The organism is Sphingomonas liriopis, from assembly GCF_024211255.1.
In the GTDB taxonomy this organism is placed as follows: domain Bacteria; phylum Pseudomonadota; class Alphaproteobacteria; order Sphingomonadales; family Sphingomonadaceae; genus Sphingomonas; species Sphingomonas liriopis.
On record NZ_JAMLDY010000022.1, the window covers coordinates 1 to 22871 of the forward strand.

Below are 22871 nucleotides of genomic sequence, written 5' to 3' on the forward strand. Positions count from 1 at the left end.
CGCCATCCTCGCCAGACACAACCACACACCCAGGAAATGCCTCGGCTTCCGAAACCCCGCCGAAGTTTTCTTCCCGTTGCACTTCGATTGTGAATCCACACCCGGAACACGTCCGGGGTGACGAAACGCTTGGGAAACCAGCCCTTCCCGATTGGCCCGCTCCTTGCACAGTACCCGCACATGATGATCGCCCAGCTCTTCGACCCGGCCGCGTTCGCCATCGTCGTCGGTGGCACTGCCGCCGCGACAATCCTGCGCTCGCCGCTACGCGACGTCGCCCGCGCGGTATCGGCGCTACGCGTCCTCGTCCGCCGCCGCTTCGCCGCCGACATATTGCTCGAACAGATCGCCGCGCAATCGCGCATCGCCAAACGCCACGGCGTCATCGCGCTCGACCGTTCGGTGATCGCCGACCCCGACGTCGCCGCCGCGATCGCCGCAATCGTCGACGGCGCGATCCCGCGCGAGGTCGAGGGCGTGCTGCGCTACCACCGCCAGGCACGGATCGAACGCCACGTCGCCGCCGCCGACGTCTGGTCCGCGGCCGCCGAGGCCGCGCCAGCGATGGGTATGGTCGGCACGCTGATCGGCCTCGCCGGCATGTTCGCCAACATGACCGATCCCAAGGCGATCGGCAGCGCGATGGCGATCGCCTTGCTCGCGACGCTCTACGGCGCGCTGCTCGCCAACCTCGTCCTCATGCCGATCTGCCACCGCCTGCGCGCCGCCGGCCGGATCGAGGCATTCGAACGCGTACGGGTCGAGGCACCGCTGGTCGCGCTCGCGCTGCGCGAGACACCGCGTCACCAGTTGCAGAGCGTCGCGTGATGGCGACCATCGCCTATCCCGAGCCTGCGCCCGCCAAGCCGCTGTGGCTGATGACGCTCGCCGATCTCGCGCTGCTGCTCGTCGGCTTCTTCGTGCTGCTGCAGGCCAGCGAGAAGCCGCGTGCGGTCACCGATGCGCTGCGCCACAGCTTCGGCGGAAGCGCGGCGCCGGCATCGGCGCCACCGGCGATCCCCGTGATGGCCGCCGGCCTGTTCGATTTCGCCCCCGGTTCGGCGGCGCTACCCGACAGCCCCGCCGCGGTGATCGCCTGGGCGCGCGAAGCCGCCCGCGATCCGCGCGTCGCGCTGACCGTCACCGGATCGACCGACGGCAGCGCCAACGACGTCGATACCGCCAGCGGCAGCGCCGCGATCCTCGCCGCCGACCGCGCCCGCGCGCTCGCGCTAGTCCTCGCGCCGGTCACTCGCCGCGTCACCGTCACCAGCGCCGCCCGCCCCGGGCGTCGCGCCGCCATCGTCTCCCTCGCCTTCGTCGGCGAACATCCCAACGGACACCAGCCATGATCCTTCCCCTGCTGCTCGCCGCCGCCCCGATGGGTGGCGTGATCGCGTTCCAGGATACCGGCGGCCTCGATCGCGCGGTCGCCGCCTTCACTAGCCGTCCGATCGGCGCGGAGGGCGGCGCGCGCACCGCGATCGACGCCCGGCTGCGCCTCGCGCAATGCCCGACGGTGGCGCTCGCGTGGCGTACCGAGGCGCATGATGCGGTCGTCGTCTCCTGTTCGGGGCCCGACTGGCGCATCTTCGTGCCGGTGATCCGCCCCGCCGCCGCGCCGCCGACCGCCGCTGCGGTGCGGCCGACGGTCATCGCGCCGGCGAAGGCCGAACCCGTCATCCGCCGCGGCGATCCGGTGGTGATCGAGGCGGGCTCGCCCGGCTTCTCGATCAGCCGCGAAGGCGTCGCGATCGGCGATGCCCCGCCCGGCGGCCGCTTCATGGTCAAGGTCGACAACACCAAGGCGCCGGTGCAGGCGATCGCGGTCGAGGCGGGTCGTGCGACCCTGCCCGGCTGGACCGAATGAACCCCCTGTCCGCACCCGATGTCCGCACGCGATAAATTTTTTTGCTAAAGCCGCGGCGCAAGCGGCCGTTTAGTCGCATGTCAGGCAACGCGAAAAGGTGCGGACATGGTGGACTCGATCGGCTCAACGCCGCTGCAGGCAAGTGGAAGCGTTTCCCGCGTCGCCGCACCCGCGGCTGCGCCGACGGTGCAGCCCGCGCTGCAGCAGGCGTCTCAACAGGCCCCCGCGGCCGCGGCGACGACGCAGCTGAGCGGCCTCGCCAAGTCGCTCGCCGCCTCTCCCCCCGTCGACAGCGACCGCGTCGGCGAGATCAAGAAGGCGATCGCGACCGGCACCTTCCCGATCCTGCCGGCGACGATCGCCGACCGGCTCCTCGCACTCCGGCTGAACTGGGATGGCCATGACGCGGCGTGATGCTCTGATCCGCGTCATCGACGCGCTCCATGCCGAGATCGCGGCGCTGAAGGCCAACGACGTCGTCGGCCTCGAGACCGCGACGCAGGAAAAGCTGGCCGGCATCGAACAGATCGCCGCGCTCGGCACCGGCCCCGCCGGCGACGAGATCCGCGAGCTGGCCGACGAAGCCAACCGGCTGAACGAAACCTGCCGCATCTACGTCAACCTGATGGCGGCAAATGTCCGCCGCCGCCTGCAAATCCTGACCGGCGATGCCGGCCACGGCTTCCGCCCGACGCTGGTACAGGCCTACGCGTAAGGCCGGGTCCGGCCTTTCTCAGGTCGATCCAAACCCTCAGCCCCACCCCACCCGTCACCCCGGACCTGTTCCGGGGTCCACTCTGCGGCGAGGGGCAGGACTTGCGCCACTTGCCCTGCGCTTGCGGCCCGGTGGACCCCGGAACAAGTCCGGGGTGACGGAGGGAACGGGGGCACCCCAAACTGGCACGGCTCTTGCTGAACAGCATCCCGACAACAGGGGTGTGTTTCTTCCGCGATGACCGTCAACCCGATTTCTGCCGGACGCGTCCAATCCGCGATTGCGCTTGCGAGCAGCAAGACGGGCGTGGATTTCGACTATCTGCTCGGCCAGGCCAAGATCGAAAGCGGTCTCAACGCCAATGCGCGCGCCGGCACCTCGTCGGCGTCGGGCCTGTACCAGTTCGTCGAGCAGAGCTGGCTGGCGGTGGTCAAGAAGCACGGCGCCGAGCACGGCATGGCCTGGGCCGCCGACAGCATCGGCCAGACGGCGGGCGGTCGCTACACCGTCGGCGACGGCGCCACCCGTTCCGCGATCCTCGCGCTGCGCAACGATCCCACCGCCGCCTCGCTGATGGCGGCCGAACACGCGTCCGACAACAAGGACGTGCTGGAGGGGACGCTCGGCCGCACCGCCAACGGCACCGACCTGTACATGGCGCATTTCCTGGGGCTCGGTGGCGCCAAGAAATTCCTGTCGGCGATGCAGGCGAACCCGCAGGCGACCGCCGCCTCGCTGTTCCCACAGGCCGCCGGTGCCAACCGTTCGATCTTCTACGCCTCCAACGGCCAGCCGCGCTCGCTGTCGGCGATCTACAACCGCTTCGCCGACAAGCTCGGCGCCGCGTCGGACAGCGCGACGGAGACGCGCAACGCCAACCTCGCCTTCGCCGCGCAATCGCTGACGATGGGCGATTCGACCGTCGTCACCGGCAACAACGAAAGCGCCGACGACGCGCTCGCCTGGGCGACCCGCGCGATGGCCGGGATGGGGGGCAGCCTCAACGCCAATGCGACGTCGGCGAACAGCCTGCTGCGCCCGTCGCCCAACAACGCAAGGCTCGCCTACATGATGCTCGCACAGATGGGGGGCCGCTGACGTGAACAAGCTGCTCAGCCACGGCCGCGGCGCGGCGCTGCCGCTCGCCATCCTGCTGCTCGTCATCGTCATGGTCGTGCCGATCCCGGCGTTCCTGCTCGACATCTTCTTCGTCGCCAACATCGCGATCAGCCTCGCAGTGCTGATGGTGTCGCTCAACGCGCAGAAGCCGCTCGATTTCTCGTCCTTCCCGACCGTCCTCCTGTTCGCGACGCTGTTCCGCCTCGGCCTCAACGTCGCCTCGACCCGCATCGTGCTGGTCCATGGCCATGAGGGCGAAAGCGCCGCTGGCCACGTCATCGAGGCGTTCGGCACCTTCCTGATCGGCGGCGACTATGTCGTCGGCATCTTCGTCTTCGCGATCCTGATGATCATCAACCTGATCGTCGTCACCAAGGGCGCGGGCCGCGTGTCGGAAGTCTCGGCGCGCTTCACCCTCGACGCCTTGCCCGGCAAGCAGATGGCGATCGATGCCGATCTCAACGCCGGTCTCATCACGCCGGAGGACGCCAAGAAGCGCCGCGTCGAAGTCGCCACCGAAGCCGATTTCTACGGCTCGATGGACGGTTCGTCGAAGTTCGTGAAGGGCGATGCGGTCGCCGCGATGCTGATCCTCGCCGCCAACGTCATCGGCGGCCTGATCCTCGGCCCGGTCAGTCACGGCATGACGATCGCCGCCGCGGCGAAGAGCTACATCCTGCTCGCGATCGGCGACGCACTGGTCGCGCAGCTGCCGAGCCTGATGCTATCGATCGCCGCCGCCGCCATCGTCACCCGCGTCAGTTCCGACAAGGATCTCGCCGGCCAGATCGGCGGTCAGTTCGGTAGCCCCCGGACGTGGACGCCGGTCGCGGTGATTCTCGGCCTGCTCGGCCTGCTGCCGGGCATGCCGCATGTCGTCATCCTGATCGCCGCCGCCATCGCCGGCTTCACCGCCTGGAAGCTGCGCCAGATCGAGCGCCGCCCGGTCGTCGAGGCGCCCAAGCCGGTCGAAGAGGTCGCCGACCCGTCCAAGATCGGCTGGGACGAGGTGTCGGACGGCATGCAGGTCAATTTCGACATCGGCTACGGCCTGGTGCCGCTGGTCGACCCGCGCCGCGGCGCGCCGCTGATGGGCCGCATCACCGGCGTCCGCCGCCAGCTCTCCCGCGACCTCGGTTTCGTCGTGCCGCAATGCCGCGTGCGCGACGACATCAACCTCGCCCCCTATACCTACCGCATCCTCATCAACGGCGTCGTGCTGGGCGAGGATCAGGTGTCGCCGGACGAGATGCTCGCGCTCGACACCGGCCAGGCCTATGGCGATCTCCACGGCAAGAAGGCCAAGGACCCGACCTTCGGCCTCGACGCGACCTGGATCGCGGCGGGCGATGCCGATGCGGCGACCGGCGCTGGCTTCCTCGTCGTCGATGCCGGCACCGTCATGGCGACGCACCTCAACCACCTGCTCGGCGCCAACGCGACCGAACTGCTCGGCCCCGACGAGGTCCAGTCGCTGCTCGACGGCCTCAAGGAACGCGCCGCGCAGCTCGTCGCCAGCCTGACGCCCAACCCGCTGCCGCTCACCACCCTCACCCAGGTCCTGAAGGGCCTGCTCGCGGAGAACATTCCGTTGAAGGAATTCCGTCGTATCGCGCAGGCGATCTCGGTCGCCGCCACGCGCAGCGCCGATGCCGAGGAGATCATCGAACTGATCCGCCCCGAGCTTGGGCCCCTCATCATCCAGAAACTGTGCGGCGTGCGCGAACCGCTGCGCGTCATGACGCTGGAGGGCCAGCTCGAAGGCTTGCTCGGCCAGGCCGCGCGCGCCGACAGCTCGCGCCGTCACGTCATCGAGCCCGACCTCGGCCGCCGCATCGTCGACGCGCTGCAACAGGCGGCGCAGCCGCTGATCGCCGAGGCCAAGCCCTTCGCGCTCGTCGTCCAGCCCGCGATTCGGCTCGCGATCCGCAAGCTGGTCAAGACCGTACTGCCCGACACGCCCGTCCTCTCCTTCTTCGAAGTGCCGGAAGAAAAGGCGGTCGAAGTCGTCGCGGTCATCGGCGGCGGCCAGCAACAGGCGCTGGCAGCATGAGCGCCGAACCGATGAAGCTGGTGTTCACCGACGCCCAGCCGGCGCCGGCGGCGATGGTCCCGATCATCCCGGTCCAGGGCCCCCTCACCTATTCGCGGGCCACGCGCCCCGGCGGCGACAGCGAGGCGCTGATCCGGCAATATCTGCCGCTCGTCCGCCGCATCGCCTGGCACGTCCACGGCTCGATGAGCACGATCGTCGATGTCGAGGACCTCGTCCAGATCGGCCTCGTCGCGCTGGTCGAGGCGGTGGGTCAGGCCGCCGAGCAAGGTGGGCAGTTCAAGGCCTATCTCAAGACCCGCCTGCGCGGCGCGATGATCGACGAGCTGCGCCGGCAGGCGACCACCACGCGCGGCGCGATGCGGCGCCGGCGGCAATATCATGCCGCGATCAAGACGCTGACGGCAAGCGCCGGCCGCGCGCCCGACGAGGCCGCGCTCGCAACCGAACTCGGCGTAACGGTGGAGAAACTGCGCGCGGACTATGAAACCGCCGACGCCGTCCGCTTCGAATCGATGGACGAGGTCTATGCCGACGACCTCCCCTGGTTCGCCGACGACACCCCCGACGCGTTCGAACAACTGGCGGAAAGCGACCTGCGCGACACGCTGATCGCCGCGATCGGCGCGTTGCCGGAGCGCGAGGCGATGGTGATCCAGCTATACTATGTCGAGGAACTGAATCTCGAGGAGATCGGCCAGGTCCTTGGCGTCGGTTCGGCGCGGGTCTGCCAGATCAAATCCGCCGCGCACGCCAAGCTGAAGAAGGCGCTGGCGAAGAAGGTCTAAAATCCTCCCCGGCACGGGGAGGGGGACCGTTCGGCGCCAGCCGAATGGTGGAGGGGGGCTTCCACAAGCGATACCGCCTGCGGAAGCCCCCCTCCGTCACCGCTGCGCGGCGCCACCTCCCCGTGCCGGGGAGGAATGATTACGCCGCCACCGCCCGCGACCGCGCCGCAAAGCTCTTGCGCAGCTTCTGCAGCTTCGGCGGGATCACCGCCATGCAATACGGGTTCGAGCGCCCCGACGTCTCCCAATAGTCCTGATGGTAACCCTCCGCCGGATACCAGATGCTCATCGGCTCCACCGTCGTGACGATCGGTTTCGCCGCATCCGCCTGCGCCCGCTCGATCGCGGCGCGCATCTCCGCCTCCTGTGCCTCGTCCGCCGGGAACACCGCCGAACGATATTGCGTGCCGACGTCGTTGCCCTGCCGGTTCAACTGCGTCGGATCGTGCGTCGCGAAGAAGATATCGAGCAGGTCGCCCAATGCCAGCTGTTCGGGATCGAACCCGATGCGGATCGCCTCGGCATGCCCGGTATCGCCGCCGCACACCTGCTTGTAGGTCGGGTTCGGCACCGATCCGCCGATATAGCCGCTCTCGACGCTCTCCACCCCGATCACGTCCTTGAACACCGCCTCGGTGCACCAGAAGCAGCCGCCGGCCACCGTCACATAATCCGTCATCGATAGTCTCCTTTGCTCCCATGTAGGAACGCGCTAGGGCGCGCAAAAGACGAGGGAGTTCGCACATGGCATTGAACGGCAAGGTGATGGTGACCGGCGGCGCGGGCTATATCGGCAGCCACGCGGTGCTCGCGCTGTGCGATGCGGGCTATGACGTCGTCGTGATCGACAACCTCGTCACCGGCTTCGACTGGGCGGTCGACCCCCGCGCGACGCTGGTGCGCGCGAATATCGAGGACGACGCCACCGTCCGCGCGACGATCCGCGACCATCGGGTCGCTGCGATCATGCATTTCGCCGGATCGGTCGTGGTGCCCGAATCGGTCAGCGACCCGCTCAAATACTACCGCAACAACACCGCCGCGACCCGCGCCTTGCTGGAAAGCGCGGTGGTGGAGGGCGTGCCGCACTTCATCTTCTCCTCGACCGCGGCGACCTATGGCACGCCGGTCAAGGTGCCGGTGGTGGAAACCGACCCGACCGTGCCGATCAACCCCTATGGTATGTCGAAGCTGATGACCGAGGCGATGCTGCGCGACGTCGCCGCCGCCCACCCGATCAACTATTGCGCGCTGCGTTACTTCAACGTCGCCGGCGCCGATCCGCAGGGCCGATCCGGCCAGTCGACGATCGGCGCGACGCACCTCATCAAGATCGCGGTCGAGGCCGCAACCGGCAAACGCGACGCCGTCTCGGTGTTCGGCACCGACTTCGACACGCCCGACGGCACCGGCGTGCGCGATTACATCCACGTCAGCGACCTCGCCGCCGCGCACGTCTCGGCGCTCGAATTGCTGATCGCCGAGCCAGCGAAGAGCCACACGCTCAACGCCGGCTACAACCGCGGCTTCTCGGTCAACGAGGTGCTCGACGCGGTCGATCGCGTCACCAATTTGACGATCCAGCGCCGCTACGAAGGCCGTCGCGCCGGCGACCCCGCCGCCCTGGTCGCGGACAATAGCGCGATCCTCGCCGCGCTGCCGTGGCGCCCGCAGCGCGACGACCTCGACGGCATCGTCAAGGACGCGCTCGCCTGGGAACGCAAGCTCGCCGAGCGGGGATAACCTCCCACCACCCCCACCGTTCGTGCTGAGCCTGTCGAAGCACATTGAGTCTCAAGGCCTTTCGACAAACTCAGGGCGAACGGGAGGACGCCCCTACCGCTCGCCCCCGATCGCCGCCCGCGCCTGCGCGGTGGCGGTCCACCAGCCCAGCGCCCACAAGGTCCCGAAGCTCCACCCCGCCAGCACGTCGCTCGGCCAGTGGACGCCCAGATACACCCGGCTGCACCCGATCGCACCGACCAGCAGCACCGCGACCACCAGCAGATAGCGCCGCGCCGCGCGATCCTGCGTCACCTGCCCGGCGAGCGCGGCGAGCGTCAGATAGGTCACCGCGCTCGACGTCGCATGCCCGCTCGGGAAGCTGTAGCCGCTGACATCGACCAGATGCGGCACCAGCTCCGGCCGCGCGCGCAGCACCTGCCCCTTGATGAGGTCGACTGCCCAGCCCCCGGTCAGGCTCGCCGCCGCGACCGCCGCCGCGGTCAGCCACAGCCGCTGCACGATCAGGAATCCGGCCACCGCGACCACGACGATGGTCAGCACCACCCCGCCGCCCAGCGCGGTGACGTCCGCCGCCACCTTGGGCAGCCACGCCGGCCCGCTCCATTGCCGCAGGCCGAGGATGATCGCGCGATCGAATGCGAACGGATAATGGCTCGTCGCGAACGCCCCGACCAGCAGCACCGCGAGCCCCGCCGCGATCGACGCCAGACCGGCGAGCAACGGCGGCAGCCGCCGCACGCCGCGATGAGGGATTGGTCGTTCCGTCGCCATCATCCCCTCAACGCGCCACGCCGAAGCCGGTGCCGTTCGCCAATCTGTCGCAGATTCCGCCGATCCTGCCGGCATGCCACGCCGCACGCGCCACCGCCGCAGGTGTATTATTCACATGGCACACTTCTCGCATGGTCCCGGCCATGGCGCCGCCCCTCGATACCGGTGCCGACAGGGAGAAGCATCATGTCCAGGACCATCCACCTCGCCGCCGCTGCAGCCGCCATACTGACGACGGCCACCCCGGCACTCGCCCGTCACGCCGCCACCGACCGCCCGTATACGGCCAGCTACGACAGCACCCGCGACGCATATTGCATCCGCTTCTTCTCGGGCTCGCTCGCGGCCGATCCGCGTCCCGGCAATCCCGGCATCACCTGCCAGACCCGTGCCCGCTGGGCCCAGCACCGCGTCTACATCCAGCACCGCCGACCGACCGAACTGACGGCGCGCTGACCTGCAAGCGCGAGCGCACTCAATGCGCCATGGATCGCCGCCATTGCGCGATCACCTGGCTCAGCGACGTGCGCAGCGTGTCGTGAGAGACCGGCTTTGCGATGACCATCCCGCCCGCGACCAGGCGTCCGTCGCAATCGGCGGGATAGCCGGTCACATACACGATCGGGATCGCATCGTGATCCGCCACGATCCGCTCGACCGCCCTCAGCCCCGATCCGGACCGCAACCGCACGTCCGCGACGACCACCGCCGGTGCCTTGCGCCGCGCGGCGGTCTCGGCGGCGGCCTGCGTCTCGACGACCTCGACCGTCCGCGCCCCGGCCAGGATCGCCGCATCGGACACGAACTGGCCGAACAGATAGGAGTCTTCGATAATCAGGACATGCGGCATGCTCGCTCCGTGATGTCGCCGGGCGCGGAGCCTCGACTGCGAGCGACGCGAACACCTTTAACGCTAAGACTTCGTAAATCGGGCTTGTGCGCAGGGGGTGCCCGCAGGCGCCCGGGCCGGGCGCGTCGCGCCCGGATATCGATGGTGGGTCCGCCGGGGCTCGAACCCGGGACCTCTCGATTAAAAGTCGCTTGCTCTACCGACTGAGCTACGGACCCCCGCCATCGATGCCGCGCACCTAGGGGCGGGGGCGCGGCCGGTCAACCGCATGTGCCAATTGACGGATCGTTCGTCGGCCGACCGGATCGCGCCATCCGGGTGCGATGGCGGCGAGCGGGGTCAGCACGAACCCGCGCTCGCGCAGGCCGACGTGCGGCACGCGCAGCGTGCGCGCGCGCCACTCACCGCCCGACCACAACAGGATGTCGAGGTCGATCACCCGCGCGCCCCAGCGCCGCCCGCGCCGCCGCCCGAACGCCGCCTCGATCCGCTTCAGCCGCGCGAGCAGCACCGGCGGCGCCTCGTTGCTGGCGATCAGCACCGCGGCATTGGCGAAGCGCCGGATCGACGGCCCGAGCGGCGCCGAGGACATCACCGGCGAGGTCGCCACCACGCCGCCCAGTGCCGCCATCGCCGCGCGCACCTCGTCCGCCGGGCCGCCGTGCCGGCCGCGCCGGTTGGAGCCGATCCCGATCGCATAGATTGCCGTCGCCATCCGCGCGGCTTAGGCGAAGCCGATGACCTTCGCACCCGATATGCCGGATCTCGAACCGCTCGCCCCGATCGAGCCACCACGCGACTGCCCGCGCTGCCCCCGCCTCGTCGCCGCGCGCGAAGAACTGCGCCAGCAGAACCCGACCTGGTGGAACGCGCCCGTCCCTGCGTTCGGCGATCCTGCGGCGTGGCTGGGAATCGTCGGGCTCGCGCCGGGGCTGCACGGGGCGAATCGGACGGGGCGGCCGTTCACCGGCGACCATTCGGGCGCCTTGCTGTTCGCGACGCTCGGCAAGCTCGGCCTCGCCACCGGCACCTATGCCAACCGCGCCAACGACGATGTCATGCTGACCGGCGCGATGATCCTCAACGCGGTCAAATGCCTGCCGCCCGCCAACAAGCCGACGCCGGAAGAAATCCGCACCTGTCGCCCTTTCCTCGACAGCGAGATCGCCGCCCTGCCCAACCTGCGCGTCGTCGTCGCACTGGGGCAGATCGCGCACCAGTCCGCGGTCAAGGTGATGGGCGGCCGCCTGCCCAAGGCGAATTTCGCGCACGGCGCCGAACATCGCATGCCCGACGGCCGCATCCTCATCGATAGCTACCACCCGTCGCGCTACAACCAGAATACCGGCCGGATCGACGAGGCGATGTTCGAGGCCGTCTTCGCCCGCGCGCTGGAGCTGCGTCAGACGTCCTGAACGAGGCGCCCGTACAGCTCGGGCCGGCGATCGCGGAAGAAGCCGAAGGCAGCGCGATGGCGCTTGATCCGGTCGAGATCGAGCGTGGCGACGATCACGCCCTCCTCGTCGCGGCCGAGTTCGGCGAGGATATCGCCACGCTCGTCGGCGATGAAGCTGGTGCCGTAGAAATGCTGGCCGTGCTCGGTGCCGATGCGGTTGGCGGCGACGACGGGGACGACGTTGGACACCGCATGGCCAACCATCGCGCGCCGCCACAGCCGCGCGGTGTCGAGGCTGGTGTCGTGCGGCTCGCTGCCGATCGCGGTCGGGTAGAACAGCACTTCCGCGCCCATCAGCATCAGCGCGCGCGCGGTCTCGGGATACCATTGGTCCCAGCAGACGCCGACACCCAGCGTCCAGCCGGGCGCGGTGGGGGGCGCCGGCCACACCTTGAAACCGGTATTGCCGGGGCGGAAGTAGAACTTTTCTTCATACCCCGGGCCGTCGGGGATGTGGCTCTTGCGGTAGACGCCCTGCACCTCGCCGTCGGGGCCGATCATCGCGAGGCTGTTATAGTAATGCGGCCCGTCCACCTCGAAGAAGCTGGTCGGGATGGTGACCTTGAGCGCCTCGGCGAGCGCCTGCATCGCCAGCACCGCCTTGTGCTCGCGCACCGGCGCGGCGTTCGCGAACAGCCCCTCGTCCTCGACGCGGCAGAAATATTCGCCCTCGAACAGTTCGGGCGGCAGGATCACCTGCGCGCCCTGCCCCGCCGCCTCGCGCACCAGGCGCGAGACGTTGCCGATGTTTGCGTCGATATCGTCGGAGAAGGCGAGCTGCAGCGCGGCGACGGTGATCTGGGTCATGCGCGCCACATAGGGGTGCGGGGGTGAGTCGTCACCCCTTGCGTATCCCCCTCGTCACCCCGGAACAAGTCCGGGGTGACGAAGAAAATGGGGCGACGGTAGTCATCCCATTATCAACGTCACACCCCCGCCGGAATCTGCTGGCTGATACAGTGGAAGCTGCCGCCCCCCGTCAGGATATGATCCGCGCGCAACCCAACCACGTCACGATCCGGGAACAGCGCCTGCACCGCGCGCACGGCGGCGGCGTCGTTCTCCGCGCCGTACAGCGGTACGACGACCGCCGCATTGCCGATGTAGAAGTTCATGTAGCTCGCCGGCACGACCTCCTCGTCGCGCAGCACGCGGCCGGGCGAGGGGATCGTCACCACCTCCAGCCCCGCCGCACGCGCGTCGCGCAGCGCGTGCTGATAGACCTGCCAATTGGGGTCGTTCTCCGCCGCCTCCGGCACCGCCAGCCTCCCCTCGCCGACGAAACGGGCGAGATTGTCGACATGGCCGTCGGTATGGTCGTTGAGCAGCCCGTCGCCGAGCCACACCACCTTGGTCAGCCCCAGATCCTCGCGCAGCCGCGCCTCGATCCGCGCCTTGTCCATCGCCGGGTTTCGGTTGGGGTTGAGCAGGCATTGCTCGGTCGTCACCACCACGCCGGTGCCGTCACCGTCGATCGCGCCGCCTTCGAGCACCCAGTTGCAATAGCCGACGCGCTTGCCGCGCTGCTTGGCGAGCCGCAGCCCGATCGTGTCGTCGCCCGGCAGGTCGTACTTCCCGCCCCAGCCGTTGAATTCGAAATCGCACGCCGATCCGTCACCGAGCACGATCGGCCCGGTATCGCGCAGCCAGATGTCGCCGAACGGCTCGACCACCACCTCGGCGAACGGCGCCATGTCTCGCGCCGCCGCGCCCGCCTCGTCGTCGGCGGCGACCAGGATCACCGTCTCGCCGCGACCGTCGGCATGGACCGCGCGGGCGAAGGCGACGACCTCGTCGCGCGCCGGGTCGAGGTCCTCTTCCCACAGTTCGGCATGGCTCGGAAAACCGATCCACACCGCCTTGTGCGGCGCCCATTCGGCAGGTGGCGGTACGGTCACTTGGCGGCCCCCACGCTCGCGCGGCTCCTGTCGCGGATGCCGCGGAATTCGTCTCCGGGCATCCAGTTCGGCCAGTCGCGGCTTTCGGCGAGGTCGCGGCTCAGCATGTAATAGAGCTGGACGTCCTGCTGCACGCCGCTCCAGTCCCACTTGGGATCATATTCGTCGGAGGGCGCGTGATAGCGGTTTTCCTCGTAATCCTTCGCCGCCGCCTGCCCCGCGGCGAGCCCGCCCTTCACGAGGTTCTGGCCCGTCTCGAAATAGACCATCGGCACGCCATGCTTGGCGAGACTGAAATGGTCGGAGCGGTAGTAGAAGCCCTTTTCCGGTGTCGGCTCGGGGGTCGCGGTGCGGCCCTGCCGCTTGAGCGCGGCGTTCAGATAGCCGTCGAGCTGCGACTTGCCCGGCCCGATCACGATCACGTCCTTCGCCGGGCCGTACATGGCGAGCGCGTCCATGTTGGCGCCGCCGACGGTCTTGCTGAGCGGATAGACCGGGTTCTCGCCATAATAGGCCGAACCGAGCAGCCCCGATTCCTCGGCGGTCAGCGCGACGAACACCATCGATCGGCGTGGCCGTCCCGCCTTGGCGTTGGCCTCGGCGAGCGCGACCAGCGCCGCGGTGCCGTCGGCATTGTCGACCGCGCCGTTGCAGATATCGTCGCCGTTGACCGGCGTGCAGCGGCCGAGGTGATCCCAATGCGCCGACAGCAGCACGTATTCGTCCGGCGCCTCGCGTCCGGGCAGGATACCGACGACGTTGTGCGAGATCTGCTTCTTGATCGCGTTGTCGAAGCTGACCGACGCCTTCACGCCTAGCGGCACGGCCTTGAAGCCCTTCACCTTGGCGGCGGCGGCGAGGGCGTCGAAGTCCTTGCCCGCGCTGGCGAACAGCGCGCGCGCGTGCGCGAGCTGGATCCAGCCGTGCGCGGCGGTGTCGTCCATATGGCCGTTCGCCGCATCGGCGACATGCGCCGCGCCGGTGTTGCTCGACTGGACGACATTCCAGCCATAGGCCGCAGGCTCGGTCTGGTGGACGATCAGGACCGCCGCCGCACCCTGCCGCGCCGCTTCCTCGTATTTGTACGTCCAGCGGCCGTAATAGGTCATCGCGCGGCCGTTGAACGGCCCGGTCAGCCCGGGCGTCTGCCAGTCGGGATCGTTGATGAGGACGACGACCGTCTTGCCCTTGACGTCGAGCCCGGCATAATCGTTCCAGCCCTTCTCGGGCGCGACGATGCCGTAACCGGCGAAGACGACCTCGCTGTCCTTCACGTCGATATGCGGCGTGACGCGATACGTCCCGATCACCATGTCCTTGCCGTAGGCGAGGGACAGCGGCGCCTTGCCGCCGGTGATGGTCAGCGGCGTGACGTTCTGCGCGGTGATCTCGACCAGCGGCACGTCCTGCAGCCATTGGCCCTTGTTGCCGGGCTTGAGCCCCGCCTTGGCGAACTGCGCCTGCAGATAGGCGAGCGTCTTCTCCTCGCCCGCACTCCCCGGCGCGCGGCCCTCGAACGCGTCGGAGGACAATGTTTTGGTGACGGCCTTCAGCGTGTCGACGGAAATCGGCGGCGCGGATTGCGCGAGCGCCACGCCCGGCGTGGCGAGCAGGGCGGCAAGAACGAGACGGCGCATCGGTGACTCCGCATAAATGGCAGCGTGGCCGGCCTTTTGCCGCTGGCGCGCACCGTTGTCCACGGTTCGAACAAGGGGGTGCGCACGCAGAGGCGCAAAGGACGCAGAGGGGTCACGCCTCTGGCGCCGGAGGCGCCTTTACAATGGAGCTGGACGCCGCCCGGCCTGACCCGAGCGCATCATCCTCTGCGCTCTCGGCGCCTCTGCGCGCAAAAATGAATCACGCGAAGACGCGAAGACGCGAAGAGAAAAGAAGGGGCCCTCGCCGGCGGTGGACCGATGCACACGCCGCAAGCGCGACACCTTTGCGTCTTCGCGTCTTCGCGCGAATCAAAAAGGGCGGCCCGCAAGGACCGCCCCTTCCAAATCCGAAACCGGAAAAGCCGAAATCAGCGCGAGTAGAACTCGACGACCAGGTTCGGTTCCATCTTCACCGGATAGGGCACTTCGTCGAGCGTCGGAACGCGGACGAAGGTCACCTTGGCGTTGCCGTCCGGTGCGACGTAATCGGGGATCTCGCGCTCGGCGAGGTTCTGCGCCTCGAGCACCAGCGCCATTTCCTTGGCCTTGGTGCCCAGCGTGATCTCGTCGCCGACGAAGCAGCGGCGCGACGCGATGTTGCACTTCACGCCGTTGACGCGGATGTGGCCGTGGCTGACGATCTGGCGCGCGGCGAAGATCGTCGGCGCGAACTTGGCGCGATAGACGATCATGTCGAGACGCTGCTCGAGCAGGCCGATCAAATTCTGGCTGGTATCGCCCTTCATACGGGCGGCCTCGGTGTAGCAGGACTTGAACTGCTTTTCCGTGACGTCGCCGTAATAGCCCTTGAGCTTCTGCTTGGCGCGCAGCTGGATGCCGAAGTCCGACACCTTGCCCTTGCGGCGCTGGCCGTGCTGGCCGGGGCCATATTCGCGCTTGTTGACCGGCGACTTGGGCCGGCCCCAGATGTTCTCGCCGAGACGACGGTCGAGCTTGTGCTTGGCGCTATGGCGCTTCGACATGATATTTCCTTGGCAACTGTAACGACGTGATCCCGCCGTCGCGGTAGACCGCTCGGGCGAGGTTGATCCCGGTATCGCTCTGCTGATCCCTTGCGAGGAGGCAGGCCGTCCGCTTCACCGGGGTGCGGGGGCTGTTGCGAAGGCGCGCGCCTAGCCGCCGGCGCCCGGCGTGTCAATCATCGGTTGGGGATCGCGCCGTTGCGCGCGCTGTTCGCCCGCCGGGCATTTTCGGCCGCGTCGCTGTTCGCCGCGTCGATCGCCGCCCACTCCGCCTTCGTATGGCATATCCGCGTCGGCATGATCGATCCCAGCGGCACCTCGCGCCGGCAGATCCGCTTGTCGGCGGGCGGCGGCGGCGGCGGCGCCTCGGTAGCCTGCGCGGCGGGAAGCATCATTACGGCAAGAGCGAATGCGATCATGGCACATCATCCTGATTGAGACAGCATGGGTGCCGGATTTTCGCCGACAAGGAAAGGGGGACAATCTCGACATCGACCGCCGCCCCGCTAAGACGGCGCGATGACGATCCTTTCCGGCCCCGACTGCACCACCATGACCGAGGTCCGCGCCGGCGTCGACGCGCTCGACCGCGAGCTGGTCGCGCTGCTCGCGCGCCGCTTCGCCTATATGGACGCGGCCGCGCGCATCAAGCCGGAACGCGGTCACGTCCGCGACGAGGCGCGCAAGGCGCAGGTCATCGCCAATGCGCGCGCCGAGGCCGAGGCGCTCGGCCTGCCCGGCGCGGTCATCGCCGATCTGTGGGACCATCTCGTCGAGGCGTCGATCGCCTACGAACTGGCGTCGTTCGACCGGCGCTGAGCCTCGACGCGGCGCTCCTTGGCGCCGTCCAGCGCCGATAGGACGCCGCGCACCGTGCGCACCTCCTGCGACGACCAGCCCGGCTTGGTCAGCAGCGTGCGCAGCGTCCGTCGCGTCGTGACGACGCGTTCGGGGGGGAAGAAGAAATTGGCGCGTTCGAGCATCGCGTCGAGTTGCAGGATCATCCCTTCCAGCTCCTCGTGCGGCGCGGGCGGTTCGATCGGGTTGATCGACGGCTGCGCCAGCGCCTCGCCCTTCGACCATTCGTAGGCGACCAGGATCACCGCCTGCGCGAGGTTGAGGCTGCCGAATTCCGGGTTGATCGGCACGGTGATGATCGTCCGCGCCAGCGCGACGTCGTCGGTTTCCAGCCCCGACCTTTCCGGCCCGAACAGGATTGCCGATCGCTCGCCCGCGGCGTGAATGTCGCGCGCCGCGACCTCGGGGGTGACCACCGGCTTGGTGACGCCGCGCTTGCGCACCGTCGTCGCATAGACATGCGCGCAATCCGCCACCGCCTCGGCGACGCTGTCGAAGACCTGCGCCTTGGCCAGCACCACATCCGCACCGCTCGCCGCCGGCCCCGCCTGCGGATTGGGCCAGCCGTCGCGCGGCGCGACCAGCCGCATGTCGGTCAGCCCGAAATTGAGCATGGCGCGCGCCGCCTTGCCGATATTCTCGCCCAGTTGCGGGCGCACGAGGACGATGACGGGCTTCATTCGACACGCCCCGCCTGTTCGACCGTGCCGGCGAATTCCTCGAAATCGCGCGCCTCGCTGAAATCGCGATAGACGCTGGCGAAGCGGATATAGGCAACCGAATCGAGGCCCTTGAGGCCATCCATCACCATCTCGCCGATCCGCTTCGACGACACTTCGCTCTCGCCCTGCGTCTCGAGCTGGCGCTGGATGCCGCTGACCAGTTTCTCGATCCGTACCGGTTCGATCGGCCGCTTGCGCGTCGCGATCGATACCGAGCGGAGCAGCTTCTCGCGGTCGAACGGTTCGCGCCGAACCGAGTCGGGGCCGGCGCTCTTCAGCACCCACAGGTCGCGCAGCTGGATGCGCTCGAACGTGGTGAAACGCGCCGCGCAGCCTTCGCACTGGCGCCGGCGCCGGATCGCCGCCCCATCTTCCGTGGGGCGGCTATCCTTCACCTGGCTGTCTTCATGGCCGCAGAACGGGCAGCGCATTCAGGCGATCAGCCCTTGCGCTTCGAATAGGCGAGCGCGGCACCGGCGATCGCACCCAGGACCGGGCCGACGACGGGCAGGGGAATGGCGATCACCGCGCCGATCGCGCTGTATTTCGCCATCTTGCGGCCGAGACCGGGCGTCGCCTTGATCTCGTTCTGAACCTCATCGATCTTCGACATGCATTTATCCTTCGTAGATGGGGAAGCGTGCGCACAGCGTGCGTACGCGCTGCCGAACGTTCGCCTCGACCTCCGGGTCCCCGTGTTCGCCCTTTGTCGCCAATCCGTCGAGCACATCGGCGACCATATGGCCGATCTCGCGGAACTCGGCGGGGCCGAAGCCGCGCGTCGTGCCGGCAGGCGAGCCGACGCGAATGCCGCTGGTCTTGACCGGCGGCAGCGGATCGTTGGGGATGCCGTTCTTGTTGCAGGTGATGGCCGCGCGCTCCAGCGCCTCGTCGGCGTCCTTGCCGGTGATGCCCAGCGGGGTGAGGTCGATCAGCGCGAGATGCGTGTCGGTGCCACCCGAGACGACGTCGCTCCCACGCTCCTTCAGCGTCGCGGCGAGCACCTTGGCGTTCTCGACCACCGCGGCGATATAGCTCTTGTAGCCCGGCTGCAGCGCCTCGCCGAACGCGACCGCCTTGGCGGCGATGACGTGCATCAGCGGCCCGCCCTGCAGCCCCGGGAACACCGCCGAGTTGATCTTCTTCGCCAGCGCCTCGTCGTTCGTCATAATCATGCCGCCGCGGGGCCCGCGCAGCGTCTTGTGCGTCGTCGTGGTGACGACATGCGCATGGCCGAACGGCGTCGGGTGCAGCCCGGCGGCGACGATGCCGGCGAAATGCGCCATGTCGACCATGAAATAGGCGCCGACCTTGTCCGCGATCGCACGGAAACGCGCGAAGTCGATGACGCGCGGATAGGCCGAACCGCCGGCGATGATGAGCTTCGGCTGGTGCTCGACCGCGAGGCGTTCGACCTGATCATAGTCGATCAGATGCGTGACCGGATCGACGCCGTACTGCACCGCATTGAACCACTTGCCCGACATGGCGGCGCGCGCGCCGTGGGTCAGGTGGCCGCCGGCGTCGAGGCTCATGCCGAGGATCGTCTCACCCGGCTTGACCAGTGCCAGCATCACCGCGCCGTTCGCCTGCGCGCCCGAATGCGGCTGGACGTTGACGAAGCCGCAACCGAAGATCTGCCTGGCGCGCTCGATCGCGAGGGTCTCGACCTCGTCCGACGGCGCGCAGCCCTGGTAATAGCGCTTGCCCGGATAGCCTTCGGCATATTTGTTGGTGAAGACCGAACCCTGCGCCTCCAGCACCGCCTTCGACACGATATTCTCGCTCGCGATCAGCTCGATCTGCGTCTGCTCGCGCTCCAGTTCGTGGGCGATGCCGGCGAACACCGCGGGATCGGCGTCGGCGAGGTCCTGCGAAAAGAAGCCGGTGTGGCGGATATCGGTGAAGTCGTTGGGCTGGGTGCTCATGGGATCAGTCCTTATCCGACAGTTTGTCGACGCGCTGCTGGTGACGGCCACCCTCGAACGGGGCGGCGAGGAAGGCTTCGAGGCAGGCCTTGGCGAGGTCGGGGCCAATCAGCCGCGCGCCCATCGCGACGACGTTGGCGTCGTTGTGGTTGCGCGCCAGCGTCGCCGACAGCGGTTCGGACACCAGCGCGCAGCGGCAGGCGGGATTGCGGTTGACCGCGATCGAAATACCGATCCCCGACCCGCACAGCGCGACGCCGACATCCGCCTCGCCCGCCGCGATCGCCCGCGCGAGCTTGTAGCCGTAATCAGGATAATCGACCCGCGCGTCGGTCTCCGGCCCCAGATCAATCGCCTCGTGACCCAGATCGCCCGCGTGCGCGACCAGCGAGGCCTTCAGCGTGACGGCGGCGTGATCGGAGGCGAAGGCGATGCGCAAGCGTGGCGTCCCGTGGCGATAGTGTACCGTTCGCTGCGCGCCTTAGCCGGGGATCGGGCGGATTGCCACACCCGTTGCGGAACGCATGCACGGGTTCGCGCGCTTGGGCCACTACGCCATCCGGGATACGATCATGCCGCAGTCCGCCCTGCCCTACGCCGACCGACGTGCCTGACTCCGCCCGCGGCAGCGTCGGCGAATCGCCATTGATCCTGGGGTACGCCGGACTGTTCCCGCAGATCGCCGCGGTCGCCACCTGCGTCTTCGCGCCAGAAAGCGACATGGGGCCGATGTTCGCCTTCGGCTATGCGACGCTGATCCTGAGCTTCCTGGGCGGCATCTGGTGGGGATTCGCGATGCGCACCGCGAACCAGGGCCAGATCGCGAGCATCGCGGTGCTGCCCTCGCTGTTCGGCGCCGGGCTGATCCTGCTGTCGATCGCGCACGTGCTGCCGCTCGGCTGGGCGCTGGCGCTGATGGGGTCGGCGGTGATGCTGACGCTGCTGATCGACCGCCGGCTGGTGGAGGAGCATATCGCGCCCGCCGGCTGGATGTCGCTGCGCGCGCCGCTGTCGATCGGGCTGGGCGTGCTGACGATCGGGTGCGGGATCGTCACCGGCATCGCGACGAGCTGATCGCCAACCAACCACCCGTTCGCCCCGAGCCTGTCGAAGGGCAGATGAGACCAATGTGCTTCGACAGGCTCGGCACGAACGGCATCGGTAATGAACCGTCAGGCCGCCTTGCGCAGCTCCAGCCGGCCCCAGATCTCGATCAGCGCGTCCGTCAGTTCCCGCATCATCGCCGGCGTATGGCTCGGGCCGGGCGTGAAGCGCAGCCGCTCGGTGCCGCGCGGCACGGTGGGGTAATTGATCGGCTGGACGTAGACGCCGTATTCGGCGAGCAGGATATCGCTGATCCGCTTCGCCTTCACCGGATCGCCGACCAGCACCGGCACGATATGCGTGCTTCCCAGCATCACCGGTAGCCCGGCCTCGTCGAACATCGTCTTGAGCAGCGTCGCGGCGACCTGCTGCCCCTCGCGCTCGGCGCTCGATTGCTTGAGGTGACGCACGCTCGCCAGCACGCCCGCGACGAGCACCGGCGACAGGCTGGTCGTGAAGATGAAGCCCGGCGCGTAGCTGCGGATGACGTCGATGATCGTCTGGTCGGCGGCGATATAGCCGCCCATCACGCCGAACGCCTTGCCGAGCGTGCCTTCGATGATCGTCAGCCGGTCTGCGACGCCTTCCTGTTCCGAAATGCCGCCGCCGCGCGCGCCGTACATACCGACCGCATGCACCTCGTCGAGATAGGTCAGCGCGTTATATTTGTCGGCAAGGTCGCAGATCGCAGCGATCGGCGCGACGTCGGCCTCCATCGAATAGACGCTCTCGAACGCGATCAGCTTCGGGACCGACGGATCCTCGGCGGCGAGCAGTTCCTCGAGATGCGCGAGGTCGTTGTGCCGGAAGATGCGCTTTTCGCAGCCCGCGTTGCGGATCCCTGCGATCATCGACGCGTGGTTCAATTCGTCCGAGAAGATCACGCAGCCGGGCAGAATCTTGGCGAGCGTCGACAGCGTCGCCTCGTTCGAGACATAGCCGCTGGTGAACAGCAGCGCGCCTTCCTTGCCGTGCAGGTCGGCGAGCTCATGCTCCAGATCGACGTGGTAATGCGTGTTGCCGCCGATGTTGCGCGTGCCGCCCGATCCGGCGCCGACGTCGTGCAGCGCCTCTTCCATCGCCGCGATCACCTTGGGATGCTGGCCCATCGCGAGATAGTCGTTCGAACACCACACCGTGATCGGCTTGGGCCCGTTATGCCCGGCGAAGCAGCGCGCGTTGGGAAAGGCGCCCTTGTTGCGCAGGATGTCGATGAAGACCCGGTAGCGGCCCTCGGCATGGAGGCGATCGATCGCCTGTGTGAAGACGCGCGAATAATCCACGCGCACGGCCGTGCCATCCCTGTCCATGGAAACGCCATGTAACCGCGCCGACGCGCGCTTGCCAGTGGATAAAAGGATGAAGCGCGATCGAACGGGTGGACATTTTGTCCCAGGCGCATGCCCCCGTCACCCCGGACTTGTTCCGGGGTCCACTCCGCGGCGAGGCGAATCGATGGAGGCTCGAGGGACACGCCCAGCCGCCCGGTGGACCCCGGAACAAGTCCGGGGTGACGGAGACCCTAAAGGCCCTCGATCTTCGCAATCCCGTACCGCGCCAGAGCCGGCGCCAGCGCGCGCTCGGCGTCGCCCAGCCGCGTGAACACCGCCCCATGCTCGGGCGCCTCCGGCCACCCCTGCCCCTGCGTCAGGAACGCGATCCGCCGTGCGATCCCCGGGCCGCCGTCGACGAAGCGCACCCCCGCCGGCGCCGCCGCCGCCAGCTCCGCCGCGACCAGCGGGAAATGCGTGCAGGCATTGACGATCACGTCGATGCGCTCGCCGCCGGGCTGGTCGAACAACCCGCCGAGCACTGCGCGATACCGCGAGGGGTCGGTTTCGCCGCCCGCCAGCTTTGCCTCCGCCAGCCGCACCAGTTCCGCCGAACCGTGGCGCAGCACGGTACAGTCGCTGGCGAATCGCGCGGCGAGATCGTCGACATAGGCCTGGCGCACCGTCGCATCGGTACCGAGCACGCCGATCGTCCGCGTAACGCTCATCGCCGCGGCGGGCCGAATCGCGGGTACGGTGCCGACCACCGGCACATCGAGCGCGGCGCGCACCACCGGCAGCGCGATCGTCGAGGCGGTGTTGCACGCGATCACCACCAGCCGCGGCCGATAGCGTTCGACCAGCCGTCCGAGCAGCGCCGGCACCCGCGCCGCGATCTCGCCTTCGCTCTTCGTGCCATAGGGAAAGCCCGCCGAATCGGCGGCGTAGACGATTCCCGCGCGGGGCAGCAGCGCGTGCGTCGGCGCGACCACCGACAGCCCGCCGACGCCGGAATCGAAGAAGAGGATCGGGCCGCTGTCCATGCGCCCGTCCATAAACGGCGCAACCGCGTGCGCAAACC

Annotated in this window: 29 protein-coding genes, 1 tRNA gene and 1 pseudogene; 14 read left to right on the forward strand and 17 right to left on the reverse strand. The window is 68.4% G+C overall.

Translation table 11 applies throughout. The annotated features are described in order from the left end of the window. From M9979_RS17455 to M9979_RS15120, 9 genes and pseudogenes are all read left to right on the forward strand, one after another. Nucleotides 1-121: pseudogene (locus M9979_RS17455) on the forward strand (IS30 family transposase); the annotation flags it as partial. Nucleotides 122-183: 62 nt separating this feature from the next. Next, complete coding sequence (locus M9979_RS15085) at nt 184-828, forward strand: MotA/TolQ/ExbB proton channel family protein (RefSeq protein ID WP_254290244.1); 645 nt, start codon at nt 184-186, stop codon at nt 826-828. Beyond that, on the forward strand, nt 828-1352 hold the full coding sequence (locus tag M9979_RS15090) for a hypothetical protein (RefSeq protein WP_254290185.1): 525 nt from the start codon (nt 828-830) through the stop codon (nt 1350-1352). Before M9979_RS15085 ends, M9979_RS15090 begins: the two co-directional genes overlap by 1 nt. After that, nucleotides 1349-1870 (forward strand): flagella basal body P-ring formation protein FlgA, encoded by a 522-nt coding sequence (locus M9979_RS15095; protein WP_254290186.1) that lies wholly within the window; start codon nt 1349-1351, stop codon nt 1868-1870. Before M9979_RS15090 ends, M9979_RS15095 begins: the two co-directional genes overlap by 4 nt. 105 nt (nt 1871-1975) lie before the next feature. After that, nucleotides 1976-2284, forward strand: coding sequence for a flagellar biosynthesis anti-sigma factor FlgM (gene flgM, locus M9979_RS15100; RefSeq protein WP_254290187.1), 309 nt, complete (start codon nt 1976-1978; stop codon nt 2282-2284). Next, nucleotides 2271-2585: a flagellar protein FlgN gene (locus tag M9979_RS15105; RefSeq protein WP_254290188.1), complete on the forward strand. Its 315-nt coding sequence runs from the start codon at nt 2271-2273 to the stop codon at nt 2583-2585. The genes flgM and M9979_RS15105 overlap by 14 nt, the downstream gene beginning before the upstream one ends. 237 nt (nt 2586-2822) lie before the next feature. Next, a complete protein-coding gene (locus tag M9979_RS15110; protein ID WP_254290189.1) occupies nt 2823-3683 on the forward strand; it encodes a lytic transglycosylase domain-containing protein in 861 nt (286 codons plus the stop codon). 1 nt (nt 3684) lies between these two features. Then, nucleotides 3685-5757 carry a flagellar biosynthesis protein FlhA gene (gene flhA / locus M9979_RS15115; protein WP_254290190.1) on the forward strand — a complete coding sequence of 691 codons (2073 nt, stop codon included), beginning with the start codon at nt 3685-3687 and terminating at the stop codon, nt 5755-5757. Further along, nucleotides 5754-6545, forward strand: a complete 792-nt coding sequence (locus M9979_RS15120) for a sigma-70 family RNA polymerase sigma factor (RefSeq protein WP_254290191.1) — start codon at nt 5754-5756, stop codon at nt 6543-6545. The genes flhA and M9979_RS15120 overlap by 4 nt, the downstream gene beginning before the upstream one ends. 139 nt (nt 6546-6684) lie before the next feature. Here M9979_RS15120 and msrA read toward each other — a convergent pair whose 3' ends face one another. Then, on the reverse strand, nt 6685-7224 hold the full coding sequence (gene msrA / locus M9979_RS15125; RefSeq protein ID WP_254290192.1) for a peptide-methionine (S)-S-oxide reductase MsrA: 540 nt from the start codon (nt 7222-7224) through the stop codon (nt 6685-6687). Nucleotides 7225-7289: 65 nt separating this feature from the next. Here msrA and galE point away from each other — a divergent pair, with 65 nt between their 5' ends. After that, nucleotides 7290-8288 carry a UDP-glucose 4-epimerase GalE gene (gene galE / locus M9979_RS15130; protein ID WP_254290193.1) on the forward strand — a complete coding sequence of 333 codons (999 nt, stop codon included), beginning with the start codon at nt 7290-7292 and terminating at the stop codon, nt 8286-8288. A gap of 93 nt (nt 8289-8381) precedes the next feature. Here the strand turns inward: galE and M9979_RS15135 are convergent, their stop codons facing one another. After that, nucleotides 8382-9029 (reverse strand): phosphatase PAP2 family protein, encoded by a 648-nt coding sequence (locus M9979_RS15135; RefSeq protein ID WP_254290194.1) that lies wholly within the window; start codon nt 9027-9029, stop codon nt 8382-8384. A 219-nt stretch (nt 9030-9248) separates the two neighbouring features. Here M9979_RS15135 and M9979_RS15140 point away from each other — a divergent pair, with 219 nt between their 5' ends. Continuing rightward, nucleotides 9249-9518, forward strand: a complete 270-nt coding sequence (locus M9979_RS15140) for a hypothetical protein (protein WP_254290195.1) — start codon at nt 9249-9251, stop codon at nt 9516-9518. 19 nt (nt 9519-9537) lie between these two features. Here the strand turns inward: M9979_RS15140 and M9979_RS15145 are convergent, their stop codons facing one another. From M9979_RS15145 to folK, 3 genes are all read right to left on the reverse strand, one after another. Further along, nucleotides 9538-9912: a response regulator gene (locus tag M9979_RS15145; protein WP_254290196.1), complete on the reverse strand. Its 375-nt coding sequence runs from the start codon at nt 9910-9912 to the stop codon at nt 9538-9540. A gap of 142 nt (nt 9913-10054) precedes the next feature. After that, nucleotides 10055-10130 (reverse strand) — tRNA-Lys (locus tag M9979_RS15150). A 20-nt stretch (nt 10131-10150) separates the two neighbouring features. Then, nucleotides 10151-10627 carry a 2-amino-4-hydroxy-6-hydroxymethyldihydropteridine diphosphokinase gene (gene folK, locus M9979_RS15155; RefSeq protein ID WP_254290197.1) on the reverse strand — a complete coding sequence of 159 codons (477 nt, stop codon included), beginning with the start codon at nt 10625-10627 and terminating at the stop codon, nt 10151-10153. A 22-nt stretch (nt 10628-10649) separates the two neighbouring features. Between folK and M9979_RS15160 the strand changes: the two genes are divergently transcribed. Next, on the forward strand, nt 10650-11327 hold the full coding sequence (locus M9979_RS15160; RefSeq protein WP_254290198.1) for a uracil-DNA glycosylase: 678 nt from the start codon (nt 10650-10652) through the stop codon (nt 11325-11327). Here the strand turns inward: M9979_RS15160 and aguB are convergent. The 5 genes from aguB to M9979_RS15185 form a co-directional block, all read right to left on the reverse strand. Further along, complete coding sequence (gene aguB / locus M9979_RS15165; RefSeq protein ID WP_254290199.1) at nt 11315-12175, reverse strand: N-carbamoylputrescine amidase; 861 nt, start codon at nt 12173-12175, stop codon at nt 11315-11317. The two genes, M9979_RS15160 and aguB, sit on opposite strands and share 13 nt — an antisense overlap. A gap of 119 nt (nt 12176-12294) precedes the next feature. Further along, a complete protein-coding gene (locus M9979_RS15170) occupies nt 12295-13266 on the reverse strand; it encodes an agmatine deiminase family protein (protein ID WP_254290200.1) in 972 nt (323 codons plus the stop codon). Beyond that, nucleotides 13263-14903 (reverse strand): M28 family metallopeptidase, encoded by a 1641-nt coding sequence (locus tag M9979_RS15175; protein WP_254290201.1) that lies wholly within the window; start codon nt 14901-14903, stop codon nt 13263-13265. The genes M9979_RS15170 and M9979_RS15175 overlap by 4 nt, the downstream gene beginning before the upstream one ends. 389 nt (nt 14904-15292) lie before the next feature. Next, nucleotides 15293-15907: a 30S ribosomal protein S4 gene (gene rpsD, locus M9979_RS15180; RefSeq protein WP_254290202.1), complete on the reverse strand. Its 615-nt coding sequence runs from the start codon at nt 15905-15907 to the stop codon at nt 15293-15295. Nucleotides 15908-16083: 176 nt separating this feature from the next. Beyond that, nucleotides 16084-16326, reverse strand: a complete 243-nt coding sequence (locus tag M9979_RS15185; RefSeq protein ID WP_254290203.1) for a hypothetical protein — start codon at nt 16324-16326, stop codon at nt 16084-16086. A 100-nt stretch (nt 16327-16426) separates the two neighbouring features. Here M9979_RS15185 and M9979_RS15190 point away from each other — a divergent pair, with 100 nt between their 5' ends. Further along, nucleotides 16427-16726: a chorismate mutase gene (locus M9979_RS15190; protein WP_254290204.1), complete on the forward strand. Its 300-nt coding sequence runs from the start codon at nt 16427-16429 to the stop codon at nt 16724-16726. Here M9979_RS15190 and M9979_RS15195 read toward each other — a convergent pair. The 5 genes from M9979_RS15195 to rpiB are packed head-to-tail and all read right to left on the reverse strand — an operon-like array spanning nt 16696 to nt 19854. Then, nucleotides 16696-17445, reverse strand: a complete 750-nt coding sequence (locus M9979_RS15195) for an RNA methyltransferase (protein WP_254290205.1) — start codon at nt 17443-17445, stop codon at nt 16696-16698. The genes M9979_RS15190 and M9979_RS15195 overlap by 31 nt on opposite strands. Next, the gene (gene nrdR / locus M9979_RS15200) at nt 17442-17918 is read right to left on the reverse strand and encodes a transcriptional regulator NrdR (protein WP_254290206.1); all 477 of its coding nucleotides are present in this window, start codon (nt 17916-17918) and stop codon (nt 17442-17444) included. Before nrdR ends, M9979_RS15195 begins: the two co-directional genes overlap by 4 nt. An 8-nt stretch (nt 17919-17926) precedes the next feature. After that, complete coding sequence (locus M9979_RS15205) at nt 17927-18100, reverse strand: hypothetical protein (protein WP_254290207.1); 174 nt, start codon at nt 18098-18100, stop codon at nt 17927-17929. Between the two features lie 4 nt (nt 18101-18104). Further along, nucleotides 18105-19415, reverse strand: coding sequence for a serine hydroxymethyltransferase (gene glyA, locus M9979_RS15210; protein ID WP_254290208.1), 1311 nt, complete (start codon nt 19413-19415; stop codon nt 18105-18107). Nucleotides 19416-19419: 4 nt separating this feature from the next. Beyond that, nucleotides 19420-19854 carry a ribose 5-phosphate isomerase B gene (rpiB, locus tag M9979_RS15215; protein ID WP_254290209.1) on the reverse strand — a complete coding sequence of 145 codons (435 nt, stop codon included), beginning with the start codon at nt 19852-19854 and terminating at the stop codon, nt 19420-19422. Nucleotides 19855-20021: 167 nt separating this feature from the next. Here rpiB and M9979_RS15220 point away from each other — a divergent pair, with 167 nt between their 5' ends. Next, nucleotides 20022-20489 (forward strand): DUF3429 domain-containing protein, encoded by a 468-nt coding sequence (locus M9979_RS15220; protein ID WP_254290210.1) that lies wholly within the window; start codon nt 20022-20024, stop codon nt 20487-20489. Between the two features lie 98 nt (nt 20490-20587). Here the strand turns inward: M9979_RS15220 and hemA are convergent, their stop codons facing one another. Continuing rightward, the gene (gene hemA / locus M9979_RS15225; RefSeq protein WP_277998600.1) at nt 20588-21829 is read right to left on the reverse strand and encodes a 5-aminolevulinate synthase; all 1242 of its coding nucleotides are present in this window, start codon (nt 21827-21829) and stop codon (nt 20588-20590) included. Between the two features lie 212 nt (nt 21830-22041). Continuing rightward, nucleotides 22042-22833, reverse strand: a complete 792-nt coding sequence (gene murI, locus M9979_RS15230) for a glutamate racemase (RefSeq protein WP_254290212.1) — start codon at nt 22831-22833, stop codon at nt 22042-22044. Nucleotides 22834-22871 lie beyond the last annotated feature (38 nt).

Bases quoted from the DNA above. Each gene is read 5' to 3' on its own strand.
- M9979_RS15085 (WP_254290244.1), top strand. From the start codon at position 184: ATGATCGCCCAGCTCTTCGACCCGGCCGCGTTCGCCATCGTCGTCGGT.
- M9979_RS15090 (WP_254290185.1), top strand. From the start codon at position 828: ATGGCGACCATCGCCTATCCCGAGCCTGCGCCCGCCAAGCCGCTGTGG.
- M9979_RS15095 (WP_254290186.1), top strand. From the start codon at position 1,349: ATGATCCTTCCCCTGCTGCTCGCCGCCGCCCCGATGGGTGGCGTGATC.
- flgM (WP_254290187.1), top strand. From the start codon at position 1,976: ATGGTGGACTCGATCGGCTCAACGCCGCTGCAGGCAAGTGGAAGCGTT.
- M9979_RS15105 (WP_254290188.1), top strand. From the start codon at position 2,271: ATGACGCGGCGTGATGCTCTGATCCGCGTCATCGACGCGCTCCATGCC.
- M9979_RS15110 (WP_254290189.1), top strand. From the start codon at position 2,823: ATGACCGTCAACCCGATTTCTGCCGGACGCGTCCAATCCGCGATTGCG.
- M9979_RS15120 (WP_254290191.1), top strand. From the start codon at position 5,754: ATGAGCGCCGAACCGATGAAGCTGGTGTTCACCGACGCCCAGCCGGCG.
- msrA (WP_254290192.1), bottom strand. From the start codon at position 7,224: ATGACGGATTATGTGACGGTGGCCGGCGGCTGCTTCTGGTGCACCGAG.
- galE (WP_254290193.1), top strand. From the start codon at position 7,290: ATGGCATTGAACGGCAAGGTGATGGTGACCGGCGGCGCGGGCTATATC.
- M9979_RS15140 (WP_254290195.1), top strand. From the start codon at position 9,249: ATGTCCAGGACCATCCACCTCGCCGCCGCTGCAGCCGCCATACTGACG.
- M9979_RS15145 (WP_254290196.1), bottom strand. From the start codon at position 9,912: ATGCCGCATGTCCTGATTATCGAAGACTCCTATCTGTTCGGCCAGTTC.
- folK (WP_254290197.1), bottom strand. From the start codon at position 10,627: ATGGCGACGGCAATCTATGCGATCGGGATCGGCTCCAACCGGCGCGGC.
- M9979_RS15160 (WP_254290198.1), top strand. From the start codon at position 10,650: ATGACCTTCGCACCCGATATGCCGGATCTCGAACCGCTCGCCCCGATC.
- aguB (WP_254290199.1), bottom strand. From the start codon at position 12,175: ATGACCCAGATCACCGTCGCCGCGCTGCAGCTCGCCTTCTCCGACGAT.
- M9979_RS15175 (WP_254290201.1), bottom strand. From the start codon at position 14,903: ATGCGCCGTCTCGTTCTTGCCGCCCTGCTCGCCACGCCGGGCGTGGCG.
- rpsD (WP_254290202.1), bottom strand. From the start codon at position 15,907: ATGTCGAAGCGCCATAGCGCCAAGCACAAGCTCGACCGTCGTCTCGGC.
- M9979_RS15185 (WP_254290203.1), bottom strand. From the start codon at position 16,326: ATGATCGCATTCGCTCTTGCCGTAATGATGCTTCCCGCCGCGCAGGCT.
- M9979_RS15190 (WP_254290204.1), top strand. From the start codon at position 16,427: ATGACGATCCTTTCCGGCCCCGACTGCACCACCATGACCGAGGTCCGC.
- M9979_RS15195 (WP_254290205.1), bottom strand. From the start codon at position 17,445: ATGAAGCCCGTCATCGTCCTCGTGCGCCCGCAACTGGGCGAGAATATC.
- nrdR (WP_254290206.1), bottom strand. From the start codon at position 17,918: ATGCGCTGCCCGTTCTGCGGCCATGAAGACAGCCAGGTGAAGGATAGC.
- M9979_RS15205 (WP_254290207.1), bottom strand. From the start codon at position 18,100: ATGTCGAAGATCGATGAGGTTCAGAACGAGATCAAGGCGACGCCCGGT.
- glyA (WP_254290208.1), bottom strand. From the start codon at position 19,415: ATGAGCACCCAGCCCAACGACTTCACCGATATCCGCCACACCGGCTTC.
- hemA (WP_277998600.1), bottom strand. From the start codon at position 21,829: ATGGACAGGGATGGCACGGCCGTGCGCGTGGATTATTCGCGCGTCTTC.
- murI (WP_254290212.1), bottom strand. From the start codon at position 22,833: ATGGACAGCGGCCCGATCCTCTTCTTCGATTCCGGCGTCGGCGGGCTG.